Annotated in this window: 16 protein-coding genes; 6 read left to right on the top strand and 10 right to left on the bottom strand. The window is 64.9% G+C overall.

Annotation, left to right across the window (positions count from 1 at the left end):
• Positions 1–164: 164 nt before the first annotated feature.
• From scpB to ACW73L_RS13385, 4 genes are all read right to left on the bottom strand, one after another.
• Entirely contained in the window at positions 165–944 is a 780-nt protein-coding gene (gene scpB, locus ACW73L_RS13400; protein ID WP_498922683.1) for a methylmalonyl-CoA decarboxylase, read from the bottom strand.
• 74 nt (positions 945–1,018) lie between these two features.
• Entirely contained in the window at positions 1,019–2,707 is a 1,689-nt protein-coding gene (locus ACW73L_RS13395) for an acyl-CoA mutase large subunit family protein (RefSeq protein WP_498922681.1), read from the bottom strand.
• A gap of 11 nt (positions 2,708–2,718) precedes the next feature.
• Positions 2,719–3,693 carry an ArgK/MeaB family GTPase gene (locus tag ACW73L_RS13390; RefSeq protein ID WP_498922680.1) on the bottom strand — a complete coding sequence of 325 codons (975 nt, stop codon included), beginning with the start codon at positions 3,691–3,693 and terminating at the stop codon, positions 2,719–2,721.
• On the bottom strand, positions 3,690–4,124 hold the full coding sequence (locus ACW73L_RS13385) for a cobalamin B12-binding domain-containing protein (protein WP_498922678.1): 435 nt from the start codon (positions 4,122–4,124) through the stop codon (positions 3,690–3,692). The genes ACW73L_RS13390 and ACW73L_RS13385 overlap by 4 nt, the downstream gene beginning before the upstream one ends.
• A gap of 210 nt (positions 4,125–4,334) precedes the next feature.
• Between ACW73L_RS13385 and ACW73L_RS13380 the strand changes: the two genes are divergently transcribed.
• A complete protein-coding gene (locus ACW73L_RS13380; RefSeq protein ID WP_498922677.1) occupies positions 4,335–5,708 on the top strand; it encodes a cytochrome P450 in 1,374 nt (457 codons plus the stop codon).
• Between the two features lie 56 nt (positions 5,709–5,764).
• Here the strand turns inward: ACW73L_RS13380 and ACW73L_RS13375 are convergent, their stop codons facing one another.
• Together ACW73L_RS13375 and ACW73L_RS13370 are read right to left on the bottom strand one after the other, a co-directional pair.
• Complete coding sequence (locus tag ACW73L_RS13375; RefSeq protein ID WP_498922675.1) at positions 5,765–6,175, bottom strand: hypothetical protein; 411 nt, start codon at positions 6,173–6,175, stop codon at positions 5,765–5,767.
• 410 nt (positions 6,176–6,585) lie between these two features.
• A complete protein-coding gene (locus ACW73L_RS13370; protein WP_498922674.1) occupies positions 6,586–7,650 on the bottom strand; it encodes a DMT family transporter in 1,065 nt (354 codons plus the stop codon).
• Positions 7,651–7,801: 151 nt separating this feature from the next.
• On the opposite strand from ACW73L_RS13370, the gene ACW73L_RS13365 reads away from it, so the two are divergent.
• Genes ACW73L_RS13365 through ACW73L_RS13350 form a run of 4 tightly spaced genes read left to right on the top strand, consistent with a single transcriptional unit; the run spans position 7,802 to position 13,994 of the window.
• On the top strand, positions 7,802–9,253 hold the full coding sequence (locus tag ACW73L_RS13365) for a toll/interleukin-1 receptor domain-containing protein (protein WP_498922673.1): 1,452 nt from the start codon (positions 7,802–7,804) through the stop codon (positions 9,251–9,253).
• Between the two features lie 6 nt (positions 9,254–9,259).
• Positions 9,260–10,243, top strand: coding sequence for an AAA family ATPase (locus ACW73L_RS13360; RefSeq protein WP_498922671.1), 984 nt, complete (start codon positions 9,260–9,262; stop codon positions 10,241–10,243).
• A complete protein-coding gene (locus tag ACW73L_RS13355; RefSeq protein ID WP_498922670.1) occupies positions 10,240–13,164 on the top strand; it encodes a formylglycine-generating enzyme family protein in 2,925 nt (974 codons plus the stop codon). The genes ACW73L_RS13360 and ACW73L_RS13355 overlap by 4 nt, the downstream gene beginning before the upstream one ends.
• Positions 13,164–13,994, top strand: coding sequence for a formylglycine-generating enzyme family protein (locus ACW73L_RS13350; protein WP_498922669.1), 831 nt, complete (start codon positions 13,164–13,166; stop codon positions 13,992–13,994). Before ACW73L_RS13355 ends, ACW73L_RS13350 begins: the two co-directional genes overlap by 1 nt.
• Before the next feature lie 253 nt (positions 13,995–14,247).
• Here the strand turns inward: ACW73L_RS13350 and ACW73L_RS13345 are convergent, their stop codons facing one another.
• From ACW73L_RS13345 to ACW73L_RS13335, 3 genes are all read right to left on the bottom strand, one after another.
• Positions 14,248–14,463 (bottom strand): PIN domain-containing protein, encoded by a 216-nt coding sequence (locus ACW73L_RS13345; protein ID WP_498922668.1) that lies wholly within the window; start codon positions 14,461–14,463, stop codon positions 14,248–14,250.
• Positions 14,464–14,540: 77 nt separating this feature from the next.
• Positions 14,541–14,813, bottom strand: a complete 273-nt coding sequence (locus tag ACW73L_RS13340; protein ID WP_498922666.1) for an antitoxin — start codon at positions 14,811–14,813, stop codon at positions 14,541–14,543.
• 302 nt (positions 14,814–15,115) lie between these two features.
• On the bottom strand, positions 15,116–15,709 hold the full coding sequence (locus ACW73L_RS13335; RefSeq protein WP_498922664.1) for a Uma2 family endonuclease: 594 nt from the start codon (positions 15,707–15,709) through the stop codon (positions 15,116–15,118).
• A 308-nt stretch (positions 15,710–16,017) separates the two neighbouring features.
• On the opposite strand from ACW73L_RS13335, the gene ACW73L_RS13330 reads away from it, so the two are divergent.
• Positions 16,018–17,223, top strand: a complete 1,206-nt coding sequence (locus ACW73L_RS13330) for an MFS transporter (protein WP_498922663.1) — start codon at positions 16,018–16,020, stop codon at positions 17,221–17,223.
• A 31-nt stretch (positions 17,224–17,254) separates the two neighbouring features.
• Here ACW73L_RS13330 and ACW73L_RS13325 read toward each other — a convergent pair whose 3' ends face one another.
• Positions 17,255–17,881, bottom strand: coding sequence for a hypothetical protein (locus ACW73L_RS13325; protein WP_498922662.1), 627 nt, complete (start codon positions 17,879–17,881; stop codon positions 17,255–17,257).
• Between the last annotated feature and the right edge of the window lie 20 nt (positions 17,882–17,901).

Raw genomic sequence — 17,901 nt, 5'->3', positions numbered from 1 at the left:
TGGGCAGGGTGTTCACGAGCAGCGCGTTTAGTCCGGGCTTGAACGCGGTGAACAGAAACCGGACGAGAGGCCGGGGACTGCAGCGGCAGGCCGGGCCTGGGGCCGACGCAAGGTACTGAGGTGCCCGCCTCGACGGTGTTTTCGTCTTCGCGGCTGAACTGGCCTCATTCGCCCCGAAACAGCGGCCGGCGTTTCTCCAGGAACGCCTGAATCCCCTCGCGGTAATCCGCGCTGTTGTAGACGACGCGCCGCAAGGCCTGAATGCGTTCGAAGGTTTGTGGCGACAGGTCTCGCGCGTTGGCCAGCAAGTTCAGTTCTTCCTTCATCACGGCGATGCTGAGCGGTGCGTTCTGCGCGATCTGCGCCGCGAGCCCGTAGCTTGTCGCCTCGAGTTCTTCGGCCGGCACGACCCGATTGACGATACCGAGTTGCTCGGCGCGGCGTGCCGCGATGGGCTGGGCGGTAAAGGCCATTTCCTTGACGATATGCAGATGCACGGCGTTCATGAAGGTCATCAAACCGGTGAGGTTGTAGGGGACCCCCAACTTGGCCGGCGTGATCGCGAAGGTCGAGGTATCACAGGCGACGACGATGTCGCAGGCCATCGCGACTTCGCAGGCACCGCCCCACACGCTGCCCTCGATCATGGCGATGACCGGCATTGGGGTTTCTTCGATCGCGCGCACCAGCCGGCGCAGCGGATCGTCCCAACCCAGCGGGTCGCGGTTGGATAACGGCAATTCCTCGACATCGTGGCCTGCGGACCACACCTTGACGCCCGGTGCTGCGCGCAGCACGACGGCGCGTGCTCCGCTATCGACGAAGGCCTCCAGCGCCGCCATGACTTCGTCGATCAACTGGCTGCTCAGCGCGTTGCGCTTTTCCTGGTGATTCAGCGTGATGGTGCCGATGGTATCGCGTTGGTCTTTCAGGGTCAGAGACATGGGCGTGGTCCTTTGCGGGAAGGGGCAAGGCGGGTTGCCAACGGCGCGACAGCGAGGGTGCGTGGAGGGATAGACTAACTGAACGCATCCACGTGTTCGCCGAATACGTTCTGCAGGCAGCTGCAGATCTCGCCGAGGCTGACGGAGACCCGGACCGCGTCGATGATCGCCGGCATCAGATTCTCGTCGCGGCGTGCGACCTGCTCGATTCGGCTCAGCGCGGCGGCCACGGCCGCGGCGTCACGGTTGCGCTTGACGGCGGTAACGGCCTCGGCCTGGCGCGTCTCCACCGCAGCCGCTACCGAGAACAGGTCCATCGCCGGCGGCTTGTCTTCGACGAATTTATTCACGCCGACGATGGTCCGGTCGCCGGTCTCGATCGAATTGCCGTACTCATAGGCCGCCTGTTCGATCGCGCGCTGCACATAGCCCTGCTCGACTGCCGCGACCATGCCACCGATCGAATCGATCCGTGCCAGCCATTCTTCCGCCTCCGCCTCCAGGCGATCGGTCAGGCTTTCGACATAGTAACTGCCGCCCAGCGGGTCGATCGTATTCGCGACACCGGTCTCGTGCGCGATGATTTGCTGCGTGCGGAGTGCCAGGCGCACGCTGTCTTCGGTCGGTAGCGCCAAGGCCTCGTCCTTCGAGTTCGTGTGCAAGGACTGGGTCCCGCCCAGCACGGCGGCCAGGGCCTGGATCGCCACCCGCACGACATTGTTGTCGGGTTGCTGCGCGGTCAGTGCGACGCCGCTGGTCTGGGTGTGAAAGCGCAGCATCAGGCTCTTGGGGTTCTTCGCGCCGAAGCGCTCCTTCATCAGCCGGGCGTAGAGGCGGCGCGCGGCGCGGAATTTGGCGACTTCCTCCAGCAAATCCATGTGTGCTGCGAAGAAAAACGTGATCTGCGGCGCGAAGTCGTCGACGTCCAGGCCCGCGGCGATGGCCGTTTCGATATAGCAGACGGCGTCCGCCAGCGTGAAGCCGATTTCCTGCGCGGCGGTCGCCCCGGCCTCGCGGATGTGGTAGCCGCTGACCGATATCGCGTTCCACTTTGGCAGGGTGCTGGCACAGTACGCAAACAGGTCGCTGATCAGCCTGAGGCTGGGTCTGGGCGGGAAACGGTAGGTGCCACGAGCGAAATACTCCTTCAGTATGTCGTTCTGGATCGTGCCGGCGAGCGCCGTCAGCGGGGCTCCCTGGCGCTCGGCGACGACGATGTACATCGCGAGGATTACCGCGGCCGTCGCGTTGATCGTCATGCTCGTCGAGACCCGATCCAGCGGGATGCCGTCGAACAGCGCCGCCATGTCCTCGACCGTGGATACCGCGACGCCGACGCGTCCGACTTCTCCGCAGGACAGCGGATCGTCGCTGTCATAGCCGATTTGCGTCGGTAGATCGAAGGCGACCGACAGGCCGGTGGAGCCCTGTTCGAGCAGGTAGCGAAAGCGCCGGTTCGATTCCTGCGCGGTCGCATAGCCGGCATACTGGCGCATGGTCCAGAATCGCCCGCGGTACAACGTCGGCTGGATGCCGCGCGTGAACGGGTACGTCCCTGGAAAGCCGAGTTTGTTCCGATAGGTTTCGCCGACGTGCGCCGCCGGTTCGGGGACGTACACGCGGTCGACGTCGAGACCGGATCCGGTCTTGAACTGCGCCTGCCGTTCCGGACAGCGGGCAATCGTCTTGGCGACAGTGCCATTCTCCCACTGCCGCTTGGCTTCCTCAGGCGTCAGCGCCTGTTCACTGTCCTTCTCGTCCATCCTGAGCGTCCTCAAGTGTTGTCCAGCACGGCGCGCCGCAGCAATTCGCCCGCCAGATCGGCCAACGCCGTTTCGCCGCGCAAGACCCGCTCGACCGGGTCGCTTTCAGCGAGCCCGCTCCATTCCGCCTCCAGGCGGCGCTGCGCGAGTTCCAGGACCGCGGCCCGCAGGTGCGTGACAAGCCGTGTCCGCCGCCGGGCCAGCCACCGAGCCGCTTCGGTGTCGCGGAGCCGTTCGAGATAGTCGAGCAACTCGGCGATACCGTGATCCTCGCGCGCGCTGACGAGTCGCACGGCATCGGGCCCCCGTTGTTTCCGGTCATGGTCGATCAGCCGCAAGGAGGCCATCAGTTGCGCATGAAACTCGCCAGCCCCGACACAATCGCCCTTGTTGACGACGAACACGTCGCCCGCTTCCATCAGACCGGCTTTCTGGAACTGCATGGCATCGCCCTGGCCCGGTGCCAGCACGATCAGCACGAGGTCGGCCAGGCTCTCGATCTCGATTTCCATCTGACCGACGCCGACGGTTTCGATCAATACGATATCGCAGCCGGCGAGCCCCATCACCTTCAGCATGCCAAAGACCCCTGCTGCCAGCCCCCCGATGTGTCCGCGGGTCGCGGCCGAACGGATGAAGATGTTCGGATCGCCGGCGTGTCGCATCATCCGGACGCGGTCGCCGAGAAAGGCGCCGTTCGAATAGGGGGAGGAGGGATCCACGGCGATCACGCCGATATGGCTGTCCGGATTTTCGGCCCGACAGTGCTGTAGCAGCCGGTCGACCAGCGAACTCTTGCCTGAACCGGGGCTGCCGGTCAGGCCGAGCACCAGGCGCGGTTCGGGTGCGCCGGCGAGCTTGCCGAGCACGTTGACGGCCGCGCCGCTGCCGCCTTCCGCGATCGTCATCAGCCGCGCCGCGGCGCGAATGCGGCCAGGTCCCGCGGTGCCCGCCTCGCGAATCAGCGCGTCGACATCGACATTCATGCCACCTGCCGATTGTCGAGCAACTGACCGATCCGGTCGACGATCGTCCGCGCCGACGTGCCGGGTGTGAACACCTCGGCCACGCCCATGGATTTCAGGGTCCTGACGTCGTCGGGCGGAATCGTGCCGCCCCCGACCAGCACCACCTGTCCCGCGCAGCGGCGGCGCAACTGTTCGATCACCCGTCGGAACAGGGCGATATGGGCGCCCGACAGAAATGACAGGCCGACCACGGCCACGTCTTCCTGGACGGCTGCCTCGGCGATTTCCTCCGGCGCCCGCCGGATACCCGTGTAGATCACCTCGTACCCGGCGTCACGGAGGACATGCGCGACATATTTGGCGCCGCGGTCGTGGCCGTCCAGACCGACCTTGCCGATCAGGATGCGAACGGGCGGGTGTTGATGAGCGAATGCGATAGAGCTGGCCATGGCGGACTCCGGCGGAGTGTCGCGGCCCGGGTGCACGCGGCATCCGGAGCCGCTGGAGTGGGATAGCTCGCAGTATAGGGAGGCGGCGCCCGGAATGGCGATCCCGGTGCGAAATGCTGAGTGTCGCAAATCGAACGTCGCGGGGCCGGCAGCCAAGGGGCTGAGGGTTTGCGTACACTACCGGCTCGAACCACTCGGGTCTCCGTCAGAATGGCTTCCAGCGTCCCTGCATCCGCGCTTCCCACCGCACCGTCCCCGCCCAGCCTGCCATTGATCGGCAGCCTGCTCGAGTTTCGCGGCAACCCCTTCCAGAACATGCTCGACTGGCGCGTTCGTTACGGCGACGTCATCGCGTATCGGCTCGGCCGCCGGCAGTTTCACATGATCAGCCATCCGGCGTTGGCGGAGGAGGTGTTGATCACCCGGCAGAACGAGTTCATCAAGATGTACGAGCGCGACAGCCCGGCCGGGGTCGCGCTGGTTCTGGGACAGGGGCTGGCGACCAGTCGCGGCGATCTGTGGAAACGGCAACGGCGGCTGATGCAGCCGCTGTTCCAGCGCAGCCGCCTGCCGTCCTTCGTCCCGGAAATCAATGCGGCAGCGCGGCGTGTGGCGGAGCGTTGGTCGTCGCTCGCGCCCGCCTCCACGATCGATGTCGCCCATGAAATGATGCGCGCGACGCTGGAGATCATCACCCGCACGATGTTCAGCGTCAGCGTGCTGGATCGGGTCGACACGCTGTCGCCGGCTCTCGCGACCGTGCTGCGTTATTCCTCCGAGCACCTCAGCAATCCCTTTCAGTTGCCGCTGTGGTTACCGACCCCCGCCAATCGCGCGTTCCGGAACTCTCTGGCGTTGCTGGATGAGTTGATCGGGACGCTGATCCATGAGCGGCGGGCCGACGGACGGCGTTGCGACGATCTGCTCGACAAGCTGCTTCACGCCGTCGATATGGAGACCGGCGAGGCCATGGACGACCGCCAGATTCGCGATGAGTGCCTGACGATCTTCATTGCCGGGCACGAGACGACCGCGGTGGCGCTGAGCTGGTGCTGGAATCTGCTGGGAGCGAATCCGGAGGCGCGCGAACGCCTGTGCGGGGAGCTGGATGCGGTGATCGGGGATCGAATTCCAACGCTCGAGGACCTGCCGGCGCTGCCGTGGACCCGTGCCGTGCTGGAGGAAACGATGCGTCTGCTGCCACCGGCGATCGGCGTCGTCCGGAAGACCGTCGCGGACACGCAACTCGGCGGTTACCGGATTCCGGGCGGCACGCTAGTGTTCGTGAACATAGCGAACATTCATCGGCATCCCGAGTTCTGGGAGCAGCCCGATCATTTCCGTCCCGAGCGCTTTCTGGCCGGCAGTCCTGCGCCAAGCCACCGACTGGCATACATGCCCTTCGGCGCCGGGCCGCGCGTCTGTCTGGGCAATCATTTCGCGATGACAGAGGGGGCGTTGCTGTTGGCCCCACTCGCGCGGCAGTTCCGGCTCGATCCGGTTCCGGGGATTAGTGTGGAGCCTGAAATCGTGCTGGCCTTGCGGCCGAAGGGCGGGCTCAGGATGCGCCTGGAGCGGCGCTGAGCTAAGGAGGGCGTTGGAGAGCGGCGACCCGGGAAGCCGCCGCTGTGCTGGTGGGATTAGCGTCGAACGCCGTTCGACAAGCCCACCACACCGAAGGTGTTGACGAACTGGCCGGCGAAGGCCTCGCGGTCGCGGGTCAGTTGCACGTTGAAATCCGAGTCGATGTGCGGTCCGCCGTTGGGCACATCAAAGCCGAGGCTGATCGAGGCGGAGCAATTCTTGTTGACCGTGACCGGGCCGGTGACGGCGACGTCGAGGCCGTTGCTCATGACACACTGTCCCGTCGCGGTGCCGTCCTTGATCTTCAGCTCGCAACGCCCGGTGTGCTGGAAGCCGTCGCTGACCGCGGCCTGGTACATGACCCATTTGCCGCTGGCCGCCCAGGGGCCACAGCTGTCATCGTTGTTCGCATACGCCTGTGCCGTCAGGACGAGCCCGGCAGCGATCAACAGGATTTTACTTTTCATTAGGGTAAGCCTTGCTGTCTAGGTTTGATTTGCCGCGTCCCCGTTTGGGTCCCTGGCGTGCCTACCGTGACTGGGCGACGGCTGCGACCGGGGGTGGTCCGAGGAAGCTTTTTGAGGAAAGGGCATCCTGCCCCGCGGGACGTCCCGTCCCGGTCCATGCGACGCGCAATCGGTTCAGCGGCCCCCCAGTGTTAACCCGCTCAATGCGATGTGCGTACTGCGCGATCCGTGTCGCCGCAGGACCTAACGCAAGGCATGTGCCATTCCGGAATGCCGCGCAATTCGCGACCCGAAGTCGCCGCAAGACGCTGCGATGCGGCAAATCCCCTGGCGGGGTCCGGCAAATGCCGCGTTTGGTCGTGCATTGATGGTACGCCGCGTGACACCGGGTGTGCGGTGGCAGCTGCGGATCAATCGTGGTCGTGCCTATGGTGGGCGTCGGGGAAGTGGGGATGCGAGTGCGTCAGGGCTGCGTGCCGATGCGAGTGCGCATGTCGGGTTCCCGGGCGGACCGGTTCGTCGTGCTCGTGGTCGTGATGCGGATCGCCCGGGCTGTGGGTGTGCCAATGGCCGTGCTCCATCGGGTGGTGCTCGTGCCGATGGCTGTGATGCTCGGTCAGGTGCAGGCTCACGCCGAGCGCCATCAGTCCACCGGCCAGCAGCAGTGTCGGCGTGACCGGATCGCCCAGCAGTAGAACCGCGAGCGAGGCGCCGACGAAGGGCGCGATCGAGAAATAGGCGCCGGTCCGCGCCGAGCCCAGGTGCCGCAGAGCGATGACGAACAGCGTCAGACTCAGGCCATAACTCGCAAGCCCCAGCAGCACCGCGCCGACGAGATCCGGCCAGGCCGGTATCGCCGCGCCCGCGGTGACCGCCAGCGCCAGATTCGTCGTGCCCGCCGCCAGTCCCTTGGTCATCGCGATGAACGAGGCGTCGGCCAGAGCCACCTTGCGTGTCAGGTTATTGTCGAGGGCCCAGGCCAGGCACGCACCCAGTACCGCCATGGCCGGCAGCGCCGCGGGCAGGCGCGCCTCCCCCGGCCAGCTCAGCACCACGCTGCCGGCGACGATCGCCACCATCCCGAGCGCGATGCGCCGGTCAAGGTTCTCCTTGAACACGAACCAGGCGAGCAGGGCCGTGAACACGCCTTCGGTATTCAACAGCAGGGATGCGTCGGAGGCCGGCATGCCGAGCAGCCCCCACATCAGCAGCGAGGGCGCGATCACGCCTCCGGCCACGGTCGCCGCGGACAGCCAGAACCAGTCCGCGCGGGCGAGCCGCGGCATCGGGTTCCGGGTTAGCCCCCGCAGCACCACGAGGCCGATGCCGGAACCTACATACAGCAGCGCGGCCAGCAGCCACGAGTCGACTCGGTCGAGCAGCACCTTCGCCGCCGGCGTGCCCGCCCCGAACAGCAGCGCTGCGCCCAGGGCGGCAGCGATGCCGGCGCGGCGTTCGTTGAGGAATGTGGTCATTGGGTTCGTGTTCTTGAACGGGCTATTACGCGTCGAGTCGTTGGAGTTTCAGGCGAACTGCCACCGGCCTGCCGCTGTATGGCTATCCCTCGGACCACCCTGTCGCAGGTACTATAACGATCGGCAGTCACGGTCGGAATCCGGGGGGAGTGTGGCAGGAAAAGTCTACGTCTCGTATGCCTGGTCGGTGGAGCGGGAGAAGGGGATCGTCGAGAAGCTTGAGGCCGCCTGCCAGGCGCGCGGGATCGAGTTACTTCGCGACATCAATCAGATCCGCTACGGTAAGTCGATCCGCGAATTCATGGACCAGCTCTCCGCGGGTGATCACGTGGTGCTGGTCCTGAGTGAGCAGTACTTCAAATCCGAGCACTGCATGTATGAATTAAGGGAGATCGACAGCCACAGCCCGGACGCTGCGGCATTCCGACAACGCGTTCTGCCTATTGTCGTTGAAGGGACAAAGATCTATGAGCCGATTGATCGGATCCCCTACCTAAAACACTGGGAAGACAAGGCCGCTGAGCTCGAAGCCGGCCTTTCGAGCTTGAGTCGACGTCGAACAACGAACCTGAATGCTTCCCTGGATCTTTATCATGAATTTCGCGACAACGTCGACCGACTGCTGGGCGAACTGGTCGACATCAACGCGCTAACGGAGCCCGTTCATCTCGAAACGGATTTTGCGGCGCTGCTCGATCGCATCCGGCCAAAGGAAGAACCGGGTAAGCCAACCGCCATCACGCGTAACCGAAAGCCCGACGATCACTTCCAGGAATCGCTCCGGACGGAGGTTCGCGCTCTTCTTGAAACCCACGCACAACTGGCTGCCGCGATAAAGGAGTGCATCGCCAAGTTGCCAGGGCAAAAGGATTCCGGCGATTGGATAGCCTGGCTTTGGGAGCAGCCCATTGAACAGGTGGTCGACAGCGTTCTGCGTCCTGCAGCAATGAAAGTACTGACCGGCGCCAACGAGCTCAGTTACGAGTCCGACTGGAAGCAGGCTAAGCAGCTTTTCTACCGTCTCTTGATGCTGTCCGTCGATCCCCAATGGGTGAGACAGTCGGAAAATGATGAGCGCCCGGGCGACCTTCGCTTCGAATTGATCGTGCACACGCCGGGAGGTGTGGAGGTAGCAAGCGCGCGCTATCGTCAGCAAACGCTCGAACTGACTTTCGATCCGGGAACACCGGATGTTTACGGTCCGGGTGCGGTCAAGCCGCCGCCGTTCGAGACGGGCTGGAACGACGGTGATGCGATTCAGTGTCTGTTGACGGAGGTCTGGAACCGCGTATTCCCGAACCGGCGGACTACGCACCACTTGAATCCCCAACAGTTAAAGCAATTGCATAAATGGCTTTCCGATTGCGAGCATTTCCAGATGGGCCATTTCTACGTGCCGATAGATGTCGCAAACGACGGGCGATGGGGCCGCGCTGATCTTTACGACGGTCTGCTGAAGAGCCTCCCGAGTTTGACGATCATCTCTATTCGATCCGGCGGAGATCAATCGGTATTGCAGGTCTCGGACGAAGCGGTGTTCATGGTTTCGGTACTGGGCTTTCTACAGATTCCTGAATTACTGCGAAAAGGACAGAGTCACTAAATCGTCATGACCAAGACATCCGTCCCTGAAATCCCCATTGGCGCAGAGGTCCGCCTCGCCCAGCGAGGTTCGTTTCCCGAGTCCGTGCATATCTTCACCGAACAGGCGGCCTGGGCGATTCGAGCGGCCTTGGCGGCTCAGCGGCCGCTGTTGGTGCGGGGCGAGCCGGGAACCGGCAAGAGCCAGTTGGCGCGCGCCGCGGCCGAGGTGCTTGGGCGCCTGTTCGTAGCCGAGGTGGTCGATAGCCGCAGTGAAAGTCGCGATCTGCAATGGCGCTACGATGCCGTTGGCCGACTCGGCGACGCACAGGCACTGGGTGCGTCCGGGCTTTCATATGAGGAAGTTCGGCAACGACTCGAACCCGGCAATTACGTCAGTCCCGGGCCGCTTTGGTGGGTATTCGACTGGGACGCGGCGCTGGAACAGCATGCGCGAGGGGGCGGGCAATACGCGGCACCGCAACCGCCCGATGACTGGACGCCTGCCCTGGGAAGCGTGCTGCTGATCGACGAGATCGACAAGGCCGATGCGGATTTGCCGAACGGATTGCTCGAAACCCTGGGGAATGGCGCTTTCGGCGTGCCGTGGCGAAAAGAGCCGGTTGGAGCGCCCTCCGGCATTCCAACACCATTGGTCGTGATCACGACCAATGAGGAACGCGAGCTGCCCGCCGCCTTCGTGCGGCGCTGCCTGGTGTTGAATCTGCAGCTGCCCGAGGACAGGGAGGCACTGATCCAGGCGCTCGTCGAGCGCGGAAAGGCGCATTTCAAGGATACCTGTGCGGAGTCTGTTTACCGCACCGCAGCTGAGCAGCTTTGGGATGATCGACAACTGGCCGAAAACCAGGGCGTGATGCCGCCCGGTCAGGCCGAGTATCTCGACATGCTCCGGGTCGTCGTCACGATTGAACCGAACAAGCGGCGACAGAAGGCGCTCCTCGACCAGATCAGTGTGTTCGCGCTGAAGAAGCATCCGCCGCCGAAGGCATGAACGCCCGGCCGGCAATCAGTCCAGGCAAGTCTGGCCTCGGACGGGCCGATTTGCTGCGAGCGCTCGCGTCCGGCGGTCCCGATGTGCTGGAGGCCGCGGCATCGTTGCTGGGTTATGAGCGCGAGCCCGCGAAGCCTCCCCAGGACGATCGCGATGACGAAGGCCGAAATGCGGGTCCTGCGACCGGCGATCGTGAGACCTTGCCTCCACAGCCGGTTGTCGAAAACTGGCCCCGGCGGCCTCCTGCAAAGTTCTTTTATCTTGCGAGGCGCGAGGCCAAACCGGATGCAGAGATCGAGCAGGCTCGTGAGGGACCTGTCTGGCTCAAAACGGCCCGACGGCTGACGGAAGACGAGCGGCCAGCTCCGGAAATGATGCAGCCGCCGGCTCCGCTCCCTCTGACACGCTGGAGTCGCCTGTGGCCGTTCCTGCGCCGATCCCTTGGCCAAACGGCCACGACCCGACAACTCGACGTACCGCGTCTGGTCCGCGCCGTCACGCGTGGGCAGGTCCTGTCGCGAGTGCCGATGCACGAACGCCAGCGCTGGTGTCTCCGGATTTCGATTGTGGTCGATTACAGCCCTCGAACGATCCCGTTCTGGGACGATTTCAACCGCTTGTTGTCGGGCCTGGAGAAGCTGCATGGGGCCGCGGGCCTGGACGTTCATTGGCTTGATGGACCGCCCGGGCGCGAATTGCGTGTGCGAAGGGACGATCTACCTGGGCCCTGTCGCTGGACGGTTCCGGAGCCATCGACGCCGCTGCTGATCCTCAGCGACCTCGGCCAGATCGGCAACGATGCCGAAGTGCGCCGAGGCTGGCAGCGGCTGGGTATCCGGCTGCGCGCGGCAGGCTGCCGCCCGATCGTGCTCTGTCCGATCCCGGAGCCCGGCCAGGACCCGGTCTTGCGGCGCCTGTTTGCGGTTTATGAATGGGATGCTGCCAGCCGCTTCCTGCGGCCGGCACGCGCACCGCGCCGCGAGACACCCGTCTCCCGTGTTGAATCCACGGAGCGCCTGTTGGTTCTGGCATCGCCGTGCATTCGCGTCGAGCCGGCCTTGCTCCGCGCGTTGCGCGGTCTGCTGCCCGCCCATGAAGCCGCGGCGATCGACGAAGCGGAAGTCTGGCGGCATGAGGATGTGGTCTCCTCGACGCAGGGCTTCGGTTTCTCCAATCCGCGGGCAGTTGAGCGTTGGCAGACGGCGTTCAGAGCTTTGAACTCGCGCCTGCAGCAGCGGGTTGTCGACCTGTTGCTCCGTCATCACCAGCACCTGCCGGCATCGATCCGCTACCCAGAGTTGCTGACCTGCGAGCGGCTCGCACCGGGATCGGTGCCGGAGAAGATCCTGCAGGCGGCGCAGCGCTGGGCCCGAGACATCCTGAAGACCTGTGCCGCGGATGCCGTGCCCGCTGGGCTGCGAGACTGGTTGCGTCGCCATGTCGAACGTCAGCCGGATTCGGCTTGGGCCCGCAACGATGTGCTGGCTGCGCTATGGGCTTTGTCCAAGCGTGAGGCCGTTCGGGCCGGCGCGACGCTGGCCTATCCACCCGGTGTCACCGGGGAGCAGGTGGAGTACTTTCTGGGTGGGGACTCGGACGCTACGCGCCGGGTCGTGCTGGTTCAGCAGGGTCCCGGGCTTGTGCTGTGTGATTCCGACGTATCGGGCCCGGGGAGCCCCTACGGTCATTTCAGCCTGCGCGGGGATGCCGTAAGCGTGAAGGTCTGGTATGAGGCCGGCGCATCTCAAGCGTCTCGCGTGCCAGTTCCGCAACTGCCGCTTGTGGTAAACGAGACGCTCGCTGAGGCAGTGTCCATCGAAATCGATACGGGCATCGAGAAGCTGCTTATCCGGCACCAGGTCTGGCCATCCGTTGGCGAGATGGGACGCCAACAGTCCGGGCTCTACGTCGAGGTCCCCTGGCTGACCAAGCCCCAACGGCTGGTCTGGGAACCGCCGCGCGGCTCGACCTGGGATGACATCTCAAGGTCGAATGAAGGGGAGACCTTGGCGCACGATCCGAGCGGCCGTTGGGTCGGCGACGGGCCGGTCGGCTGGGACGAGATCGGCCTGTACGCGGATTTGACGGTGCAAGGGGTCACCCAGCGCTTCCGCTGGATCGCGCCCGGCACTTTCCGGATGGGTTCGCCGGCGGGTGAGCCGAAACGTTTAGTTTGGGAGATGCTGCACGAAGTCACGCTGACGCGTGGCTGCTGGCTGGCGGATACGGCCTGCACGCAGGCGCTGTGGCAGGCGGTGATGGGTGGGAATCCGAGTAGCTTCCGGGATGACCCGGAGAACCCGGTCGAGAACGTGTTCTGGGAGGATGTGCAAGGGTTCATTGCCCGCTTGAACGAACAAGCTGCTGGATTGAATGCCCGGCTGCCGACCGAGGCGGAATGGGAATACGCCTGCCGGGCCGGCACCGAAACGCCCTTCTCATTCGGCGACACGGTCACGCCGGAACAGGTCAACTACGACGGCAACCGCCCGTACGCTGGCGCTCCGATGGGGCTTTCCCGCGGAAAGACTGTGCCGGTGAAGGCGCTAGCGGCGAATCGCTGGGGGCTCTACCAGATGCACGGCAATGTGTGGGAATGGTGTGCGGACTGGTTTGGCGATTACCAGGAAGATTCGGTGGCCGACCCCACGGGCCCCGCTGAAGGCGCCACCCGCGTGTTGCGCGGCGGCTCTTGGGTCGGCAGCGCCAGGAACGCGCGTTCCGCGTTCCGCCGCGGCCCCGCTCCGGCCGCCCGCCTCGGCAGCCTCGGCTTCCGCTTTGCCCTGGGTCCGGCATCCCCGGAGCAGGCCGCGGAGCGGCAACCCGGCCGCGCGCCCGGCCAGGCCGCCGCGTCGGAGCGCCGCGGCGGTGCCGGAAAGCGCGCGCCAGGGCGCAAGACATCTACTTCGAAGAAGCGGTGATGGCCGCGTCGCTGTCCCTTGCATCGAACTTCCCCGCCCCGTTCCCCGCGGCCTGGGCCTCAGCCTGGGGCGAGGACGAGTACGGCCTGTGGATGACGCTGGAATACGGCGGCGCCGAACAGACCTTCCGCTGGATCGAGCCGGGGACGTTCCTGATGGGCTCGCCGGAGGACGAGCCGGAGCGGTCCGATGACGAAGTGCAGCACGAGGTCACGCTTACGCGCGGCTATTGGCTGGCGGACACCGCCTGCACCCAGGCCTTCTGGGTCGCCGTGATGGGTAAGAATCCGAGCCAGTTTCAGTCTGATCCCGAGAATCCGGTCGATACGGTCTCCTGGGATGCTGCGCAAACGTTCATCGCTCAACTGAACGGCGTGGTCGACGGGTTGAACGCCCGGTTGCCGACCGAGGCTGAGTGGGAATACGCCTGTCGGGCCGGCACCGCGACTCCCTTCTGGTTCGGTCACACGGTTACGCCCGAGTGGGTCAACTACCACGGGGAACTCCCTTATCCCGGTGCCTTGATGGGGCTGCATCGAAAGACAACCGTGCCGGTGAAGGCGCTACCGGCCAACGATTGGGGCTTGTACCAGATGCACGGCAACGTCTTTGAGTGGTGTGCCGACATTTTCGGTCCCTACCCATCGGGGCCAGAACGCGACCCGATCGGGCTGTCGGAGGGACCGGACCGAGTGTTGCGCGGCGGTTCTTTCTTCTCTGGAGCTGACGCTGCCCGTTCCGCTTACCGTTTACGTGCGCATGTGTCTTATCTGCTGGATGGTTTTGGCGTTCGCTTGGCGCTAGGTCCTTGGCATCCACCGGGCCGGTAGGCCAAAGCCGGCCGCCCGCACCGGGGCCTCCGGATCGAAATCTGCTGTGGGCAAATATTTGACGAAAGCGTGCACCCAGCGCACGAAATTCTATCCGCGCCCACGGAAAACGCAGGTCTCACAGGCACGGTGCACGCTTAAGGCTACGCCCAGTTGACCAGCGTCAAAGGCGCCTCGATTCGTTCGTAATGGCGGAGATTGTTGGTCACCAACACCGCGCCGGCTGACAGGGAATGAGCGGCGATCATCATGTTCATTTCACCGATGGGCTAGCCGGAGGAAACCCGTTGGCGGCGGATGTCGGCGTAATGGTCCGCGCCTCGGCGTCCCACGACAAGACGCGGACCAGTTTCAGGAATTGGCGCACCGCGAGTTGGAGGCGGTGGCTGGCCGGGAGTTGCTTCAGGCCGTACATGAGTTCCGCGCGGGTCACCGCCGAAACGCAGATCAGCGAGGGCAGGATCGCCATCAGCTACGCTTCGACCTCGGGAGAACGGCCCTTGCTCACCTAACTTGCGATGTCCGTATCCAGCATGTGCAACAGGCTCACGGTGCTTCGTCCCGGAATACCCTCTGCTCGATCGGGATCACGTTCATTGGCCGGTCCGCCATGAAGTCCTCGGGGACTTCGATGGCATGCAGCCTCTCGAAAAAGTCACCCCAGGTCTTTGCGCCGGGACGGGACGACAAGACCACATCGCCGGTCGTCTCGTCGCGCGTGGCGTAGACCTCCTCACCCTCGTAGCGAAATTCGGCGGGCAGGCGGACGGCTTGGCTGGCACCGTTCTTGAACAATTTGGCAATGCGTGTCTCGTGCATGGTGGGTCTCCCGTCTTCATGAATATATATTGCGGTATATATGCGCGGACGCCGGGTCGGAATCCCAGCTCTCATGCCTTGTGGCTACTTTGAAACGAGCCCTTCTCCGTAACCATTCACCCGCCCCCTCTGCTTGTCCGTGGGAGCGGGCCGGGAGGAAGAGACCGTCTGCGGAAGGGAAGCCGCAGTCGAGCCTCCAGGGACGGATTCACGGCGTGTCTCGGACTCCCGGCCCGCTCTCGCGAGGGGGGCGTGAACACTTACCCCTTCTCCGCGCGCCCTGCGCGCGCTACGGCCGCTGATCAGCCGGTCGGCGGTATCGCGTCCGGTGCCCACAAGTCCGAAAGCGCAAAGCTCACCGCCTCGAATGGCGGTAACTGCACTTGGTCATCATCCTTGAGCGCGGCGATCAGCATCCAGGCGTGTTCCCTGAGTTCGAACGCTTCGAGCGTGCGTGCGATGGGATCGACCAGCCACACATGCCCGACGCCATGGCGGGCATACAGCGGCAGCTTCAGCACGCGGTCCTTCTTGACGGTGCCGGGCGACAGAATCTCGCAAACCCAGTCGGGTACGACTTCGAAACGGTGATCGTCGGGCAAGTCCGGCATGCGCTCTCGCCGCCAGCCGGCCAGATCCGGCACGACGACTTCGGTGTCCCGCACGAAATGCAGTTCGGGTTCCGGCAGTATCCACCAGCCACCCGGTCCGCCCCGGCCGAAGCCGAACGGTCCGCCCAGATCCACGTTCAGGCCGGTCTGGGCCTGGGCGTGCTTCCCGGATGGTCGGGGTTGTGTATGCAACTCCCCGCCGATGATTTCGCCGGTCATGCCCTCGGGCAGTGCACACAGTCGCTCGTAAGCGGTGGGCGTTCGGTTTGGGACAGCCGCACTCATCGGGTTTGCTTCGGGGCTGATGCCATCGCGGGATTCTATCGCGTTTGGTCGGCGGTGGCCGCTGTCATGCAACGCCTAAAGCGCGCCGAGCGTGATGTGAGAGAACGCGTTGCATCGACGCGGGTCGTTCGAAGCCTCCGCATCCCCGGCGTCAAAGCTTTGAACGCGGGTTGGCAAGCCGTTGGACGCGGATCAGTCCTGCCCCAGCGGCGCAGGAAGCGATTGGGGTGCAATGTCGCGCATCCCCGGCGGTGATACCCTGTCCCGCCATCTGCCGCAAAGTCCTGCCGAGTCCCATGGACAACCCGATGCCTTCAGTTCCCCCATCCTCACCCGCTGCCCACATGCCCCGCGCGATCTGGATCCTCGGCTTCGTCAGCCTGCTGATGGACGTGTCGTCGGAGCTGATCCACAGCCTGCTGCCGGTGTTCCTGGTCACGACGCTCGGGGCCAGTGCGCTCGCGGTCGGAGTGATCGAAGGGCTGGGCGAGGCGACGGCGCTGATCGTCAAGGTGTTCTCGGGCGTGCTGTCGGATCGCTGGGGTCGCAGGAAGGGGCTGGCGGTGCTCGGCTACGGCCTCGGGGCGGTGTCGAAACCCTTGTTCGCGATTGCGGCCAGCGCCGACATGGTGTTGTTCGCGCGACTGAGCGACCGGATCGGCAAGGGCATTCGCGGCGCGCCCCGCGATGCGCTGGTCGCCGACATCGCGCCGCCGGAGTTGCGCGGCGCCGCGTTCGGCCTGCGGCAGTCGCTGGACACGGTCGGTGCGTTTCTCGGGCCGCTGCTGGCGATGGGACTGATGCTGCTGTGGGCGAACGATATCCGCGCGGTGTTCTGGGTCGCGATCATTCCCGGCTTGCTGTCGGTTGCGCTGCTGATCGGCGGCATCACCGAGCCTGAGCATCCAGCTGGCTCCGTGCGGACGAACCCCATCGTCCGGGATAGCCTCCGGCGTTTGCCGCGGGCTTACTGGGGCGTCGTCGCGGTCGGTGCGCTGTTCACACTGGCCCGGTTTTCGGAGGCCTTTCTGGTGCTTCGGGCAACCCAGGGCGGGCTGCCGCTGGCCTATACCCCGCTGGTGCTGGTCGCGATGAACGTGGTCTATTCGCTGTCCGCCTATCCCTTCGGGCGGCTGTCGGATCGGATGAGCCATCAGCGCTTGCTGCTGCTCGGTCTGGTCCTGTTGATGGCGGCCGACGCGGCCCTGGCGTACAGCCCGGCCTGGGGCTGGGTGTGGCTGGGCATATCGCTGTGGGGCCTGCACCTCGGGGTCACGCAAGGCCTGTTCGCGAAGCTGGTCGCCGACACGGCGCCCGCGGATTTACGCGGAACGGCTTACGGCTTCTTCAATCTGGTTGCCGGTGGCGCGATGCTGATCGCGAGCGTGCTGGCCGGCGTGCTCTGGGACCGGATCGGCGCGGTCGGCACCTTTTCGGCGGGTGCGGTGTTCTGCGCGCTGGCGGTCATCGTGCTGCTGGCCGGTCGCGGGCCGGTGCCGTCGAAACTTGCGTGAGGCGGCTGAGCGTCAAACCTGGGACGAGGCCTCAGCGAATGTTGCCGGCCGGTCGCATGTTCTCGTCCGACGCGCCGCCCGTTCGCCGTGAGAAGCGCAGCATGTCCATCTCGATGAACGCGAAAGCCAGTATCCACAGCAGCGCGTCGTAGGCATCCAGCCACTCGTCGCGCCAGACCCAGGCCAGCACCAGCAGGCCGAGTCCGCCGTACAGCAGCGCGGCGGTCGTCACGAAGAGCCGTTCGTTCATGATCACCAGATGCGGCCAGCGGACTTCGACTTCGAGCAAGGCAACCACCGCGATCCACAGTCCCGAATTGGTGACGTCCAGCCACGAGCCCTCGGCCGCAAAGGCGATGGCCGCAACAACCACGGCGGCCGCGGCGGTCAGCCGGACTGCGGGAATCACAGCGCGTAGGCGATCGGTAGCCGGTTGCCGGCGGCCCGAGGCTTCCCACTCGAACAGGAACAGCAAAAGCAGCCAGGCCGCCTCGTCGAGCGCACTGCTGGCGTCCGCGCGCGCCATATAGAATGCGGCGTTGAGCAGCAAGAGCGCGAAGATGGCGATTTTCAGGCCGGTGTACAGCATCGGGGGACAGAGTAAGGCAGGCCACGATACCCGGACGGCTTCTGACGGGGTCAGGCCGCTCGTGGTCATTTTAACGAAAGCGGTTCCAG

The sequence above is a fragment of the Methylolobus aquaticus genome (genome assembly GCF_054172105.1).
Note: the sequence above shows the minus strand (reverse complement) of the source record. Positions and strands in the feature narration are given on the sequence as shown.